Annotated in this window: 6 protein-coding genes; 4 read left to right on the forward strand and 2 right to left on the reverse strand. The window is 46.2% G+C overall.

Annotation, left to right across the window (positions count from 1 at the left end):
* The first annotated feature begins 365 nt into the window (after positions 1 to 365).
* Positions 366 to 563: a DUF751 family protein gene (locus O9290_RS21905; RefSeq protein WP_002737592.1), complete on the forward strand. Its 198-nt coding sequence runs from the start codon at positions 366 to 368 to the stop codon at positions 561 to 563.
* Between the two features lie 41 nt (positions 564 to 604).
* Positions 605 to 991, forward strand: a complete 387-nt coding sequence (rbfA, locus tag O9290_RS21910; RefSeq protein WP_002759261.1) for a 30S ribosome-binding factor RbfA — start codon at positions 605 to 607, stop codon at positions 989 to 991.
* A 5-nt stretch (positions 992 to 996) separates the two neighbouring features.
* On the opposite strand, the gene O9290_RS21915 is transcribed toward rbfA, so the two are convergent.
* Positions 997 to 1122 (reverse strand): hypothetical protein, encoded by a 126-nt coding sequence (locus O9290_RS21915; protein WP_288026337.1) that lies wholly within the window; start codon positions 1120 to 1122, stop codon positions 997 to 999.
* Positions 1123 to 1225: 103 nt separating this feature from the next.
* On the opposite strand from O9290_RS21915, the gene O9290_RS21920 reads away from it, so the two are divergent.
* The gene (locus O9290_RS21920) at positions 1226 to 2806 is read left to right on the forward strand and encodes a glycoside hydrolase family 3 N-terminal domain-containing protein (protein ID WP_288058664.1); all 1581 of its coding nucleotides are present in this window, start codon (positions 1226 to 1228) and stop codon (positions 2804 to 2806) included.
* Here the strand turns inward: O9290_RS21920 and O9290_RS21925 are convergent.
* Complete coding sequence (locus O9290_RS21925; protein ID WP_288058666.1) at positions 2803 to 4002, reverse strand: lipid-A-disaccharide synthase-related protein; 1200 nt, start codon at positions 4000 to 4002, stop codon at positions 2803 to 2805. The genes O9290_RS21920 and O9290_RS21925 overlap by 4 nt on opposite strands.
* Positions 4003 to 4498: 496 nt before the next feature.
* Here O9290_RS21925 and O9290_RS21930 point away from each other — a divergent pair.
* Positions 4499 to 4624, forward strand: a 126-nt coding sequence (locus O9290_RS21930; protein WP_288056213.1) for a transposase family protein, incomplete at its 3' end; no start/stop codon positions are given.

Raw genomic sequence — 4624 nt, forward strand, 5'->3', positions numbered from 1 at the left:
GAAGGTTACATGATATCAGCGAGACTTGGAAACTATCTCATCAAATTAGTTCCCCCATAGAACCCCCTTGAGCCATCTGGCACACTTTTCTCTTTTTGTCAAATTTTATGTTAAGAAAGATGTGACTAATGGATAGATCAAGGGGGGATCAAGGGGGGATTAAAGGCAAAATCCATTTTTAATTTAATTATAACCAGCTACTTATCTAGAGTAGAGTGATTCCGTATTTCTCTCCAGCCAGATAGTTATACCACTAAATAGTACAAAAGTCTAGAGATTCTGTTAAGTCCCATTAATCGGGCGGCGTGGCAGCATCGAAGCTTACTGCTATAATTACTTACGGACAAAGATAATAAATAAAATTTATGGGCGACTTTTTTGATAACGTGAGCCGTTACCCCCGCTATCTGATTAGCTTTAGTTTAGGGATTTTCTTCGCCTTTTTCGGCTGGTTGGCCCCTTTATTAAAAAATCCCCTCACAGCGATCGCACTTGTGGGCTTTCTGGGGGGAACTTTCGCCTTTCTTTATTTCACCCTCAAAGCCATGCTCGGATTAGCTTGATACAATGGTAAGGGTTTCGCTGTTTTTAGGGGACGAAAATTATGGCTAACGACCGTCGAGTATCTCGCGTGTCCTCGCTAATTAAGCGCGAGGTCAGCCAAATGTTATTAATGGAAATTAAAGATGATCGGGTCGGTGCCGGTATGGTTAGCGTTACCGATGTGGATCTCTCCCACGACCTGCAACACGCTAAAATTTTTGTGTCTATCTACGGCAACGAAGATGCAAAGGCCGAAACTATGGCCGGTTTAAAAGCTTCCGCAGGATTCGTCCGGCGCGAACTTGGTCAACGCATCCGTCTCAGACGTACCCCCGAAGTGGTCTTCCTAGAAGATTCTTCCCTCGAACGCGGCGATCGAATGTTACACCTTCTTGATCATATTAAAAGCGATCGACCCCCAGAAGATGACGATTCCGATGAAGAATAAAACTATTAGCCGTCTTTTTTCTCCCTGTCTCCTGTCTCGGAGTCTCCTGACTTGAAAGAGGGTGTGGGGTGTGGGGTGTGGGGTGTAGGGAAGGAAACCTCTTTCATCTGTGGGGGTGAAAATTTTTTCATCGGGACTGTCTCGGAGTCTCGGAGTCTCGGAGTCTCGGAGTCTCGGAGTCTCGGAGTCTCGGAGTCTCCTGATAACTGATAACTGATAACTGATAACTGAATAGTGAGCGATCGCATTTTATCCCTAAAAGAACGTATTGGTCAGATGATAGTAGTCCGCGCTTCCGGCTATCTCTTTGACCAACAAATCCGCTATCCTGCTTGGGAACCTGTCAACGCCACCCTGAAACATTGGTTAGAAACCCTCCACCTCGGTGGGGTAATTCTCTTAGGAGGCAGCGCCGCCGAAATCGCTTTCCGTAGCCAACAATTACAAAGTTGGTCCAGCGATAATCCTCTCCTCATCGCCGCCGATATCGAGGAGGGAGTCGGCCAAAGGTTTTCCGGCGCCACTTGGTTTCCCCCCCCGATGGCTTTAGGAAAAATAGCCGAAAAAAGCTTGACAAAAGCCACAGAATATGCTAGGGAAATGGGAGCAATTACCGCTAAGGAGGCCCTAGAGATCGGGATTAACTGGATTTTAGCCCCAATTGTCGATGTGAACAATAATCCCGACAATCCCGTTATTAATATTCGTTCCTTCGCTGAAACTCCCGAAATCGTCGCTAATCTAGCTCAAGCTTTTATTTTAGGGGCGGATTCCTATCCAGTTTTGACCACGGCCAAACATTTTCCCGGCCACGGTGACACCAGCAATGACTCCCATCTCGATCTTCCCATTATCAACCACGATCATCATCGCCTAGAAGCGATCGAATTGCCGCCCTTTCAAGCAGCGATCGAGTCCGGGGTTGATAGTATTATGTCAGGCCATCTGTTAATTCCCGCTTGGGATGCCGAATTTCCCGCCACTCTTTCCTCGAAAATTCTCGGGGAAAAACTGCGCCAAAATCTCGGTTTTCAGGGTTTAATCGTCACCGATGCCCTGATTATGGGAGGAGTAACCAAAATTGCCAGCGCTGCCGCCATAGCAGTGAGGGCGGTACAGGCGGGGGCCGATATACTGTTAATGCCTCCCGATCCGATCGAAGCGATCGAAGCGGTGTATAGTGCCGTGCAAGCGGGTACAATTAGCGAAGCGAGAATTAATGATTCTTGGCAACGTATTCAACGAGCAAAAGAGAAATTGGGGCAAAGACAGCCATCCTTAGAATCCTTAAGCAGTTTAGCGGCACCGCAAGCTCTAGAGATTGTCAGCGATATTTTAAAAGATTCCCAAACAGTTAGCGCTAATTTACCGATTAAAGCCACTCAAGGCCGCAATTTAATCATTATCGATGATTTACTCAACTGTGACTTTCTCGATCGCTCTTGTCCGGCGGTGACAATGCCCCGACAATGGGGTTATCAAACCCAAATAATTGATTGTAGCACCTTTAATCAGTCCCTCGTCTCCCCAGAAACGACTCTCCTACAAGTATTCATCCGTGGTAATCCTTTTCGGGGTAGTGCCGGATTAGGGGAGGAAACGAAAGCTATCTATCAAGCTTTGCTGAAAACCGGACAAATTCAAGCATTGATTGTTTATGGTAGTCCCTACGTTTTCCAGTGGTTTCGTCAACAAAGCGGAGAAATTCCCTATCTTTTCAGCTACGGACAACAACCAAGCGCCCAAAAAATCGCCCTAGAAACTATTTTTGAGGGGCCCACTAGCGGCGAAAATCAGACCGATACTTTCGTTTAAGGGCAAAAATTGCCTAGTAACCATTGGGCAATGCGATCGGAAGCCCCAGCTGACCCCATTCTCTGACGACCATTAAAGGCGATTTCTTGCCACTGTGGGGGATTTTGTAATAAATATTCTAACTTGTCTGCTACTGACTCGGCACTATCGCCTAAGAGAATTGAACAGCCTAATAAACGCTGTTGCAGTTTGGCAAAATGGCCAGTAAACTGTGGTCCAGATCCCGCAATCGTGATCGCCGGTTTACCCAAACCGACGAACTGTTCCGTGGCAGTTCCCGCCATGGCGATCGCTAGATGGCAACGGCCTAAATATTCGGCGTAATCCCTTTGAGAAATAGTTATAAATACCTCTTGACAAATAAACTTGTTTATGCTTTGTTCTCGCCAACCCCGGGAAGTTAAAGCAGCCGTAAAAGATTCTAGGGGGAGAGGAGGAGCGATCGCCGCCAAAAATTCCAGCTTATAATCGGGAAAACGTCCGATAATGGCGGCCACAGCCTCGATAATTTGCTGCCAATTGTGGAGAGATTCGGGAAAGCGCGAACCGGGTAGCAGCAGAATATTTAGGCAATCTTGGGGAAAATCGCCCGTTATCGAGGGTAAAAGGTCATCCATCATCGGATTACCCCCATCGAAAACGGGAATTGACCACTGTTGTAAAATTTTGCTAGTTAAACTATCCCGGGGAAAAACCCCCCGACAGCGAGGACGGGCCATTAACCAGCGTTCCCAGGGATAATAGTAGGAACCCCAGAGGCGATCGATCATCGAGCTACTATCTAACCATCCCTGCTCATCCCGGAGATAGTATTCCGATTTAGCCGTTCCCACAAAAGCATAATCTGTCTCGCTCAACCAAGCAAGGGCAAGGGGTAAGATATCTCCCACCGCGACAATTTTTCCCCCTTCTTGGCCCCAATTTCTGACCAGACGGTATTGACGGGAGGTTAATCCTAATAATCCCTCCCGCAGATCTCGCCATAATTGTTTGGCATCCCTGGTGATAAAACCCCCAGAGGGCATTTTTTGACCTCGATCGAGAAGGGGAATCCCCAGACGAGTATAAGCATAACCGTTACCCACTAGGGGTAACGCAGTAATATCCGGACAGAGGGGAGATGATTGCAGTCTTTTAATAATCCGGATCGCGATCTCGTCTTCACCGTGGCCATTACTCAAAAATAATAATTTCACTTTTTTTCTTAACTTCTGGCTTAAAGTCCTAAACTTCGGTTGTTTTATTGCCTTCGACCCTAGACAATGCTGATGGTTAGGGAACCATCAATTTTATAAAAGCAGTTAACCAACTCCCATTTAGTCTAATCTACCAGAAGGTTTCGCCGATCGCCTATCTCTGTCCTGATAGCGACCATTTGACCCAAGGTAAGACTAAGAGATAAGAGATTAGTTTAACTGCTTCTATTTTTCTCGATCAAAAGACCAAATTTGGCCCCCCAGAGCCAAGAAGGTCAGAAAGCTGCTCTGATCGCTAAGTAGCTGGTTATAATTAAATTAAAAATGGATTTTAGGTTCGATCCCCCCTTAGTCCCCCCTTGATAAGGGGGGTGCCGATCCCCCCTTAGTCCCCCCTTGATAAGGGTAGGGCTGTTTCATTCTCCCATCAGAATATCAAAAGTAAAAGCGATCACTGTCAGGTAAAATGAGGAGTGAACGCGAACTTTTGAAAGATATGTTGAGCTTAATAGAAAAACTAAAACAAGTCAAGGACTTTCGGAAAGATCAAGGAAAAAGACACCCTTTATGGATAGTATTAGTAGTAATAATACTGGGAACAATGCTAGGATACTCAGGTTAT

This window comes from Microcystis sp. LE19-41.2A, from assembly GCF_027530405.1.
In the GTDB taxonomy this organism is placed as follows: domain Bacteria; phylum Cyanobacteriota; class Cyanobacteriia; order Cyanobacteriales; family Microcystaceae; genus Microcystis; species Microcystis aeruginosa.

Coding starts and splice junctions, on each gene's coding strand:
- O9290_RS21915 (WP_288026337.1), bottom strand. CDS start 1,122: ATGAAAAAATTTTCACCCCCACAGATGAAAGAGGTTTCCTTCCCTACA.
- O9290_RS21905 (WP_002737592.1), top strand. CDS start 366: ATGGGCGACTTTTTTGATAACGTGAGCCGTTACCCCCGCTATCTGATT.
- rbfA (WP_002759261.1), top strand. CDS start 605: ATGGCTAACGACCGTCGAGTATCTCGCGTGTCCTCGCTAATTAAGCGC.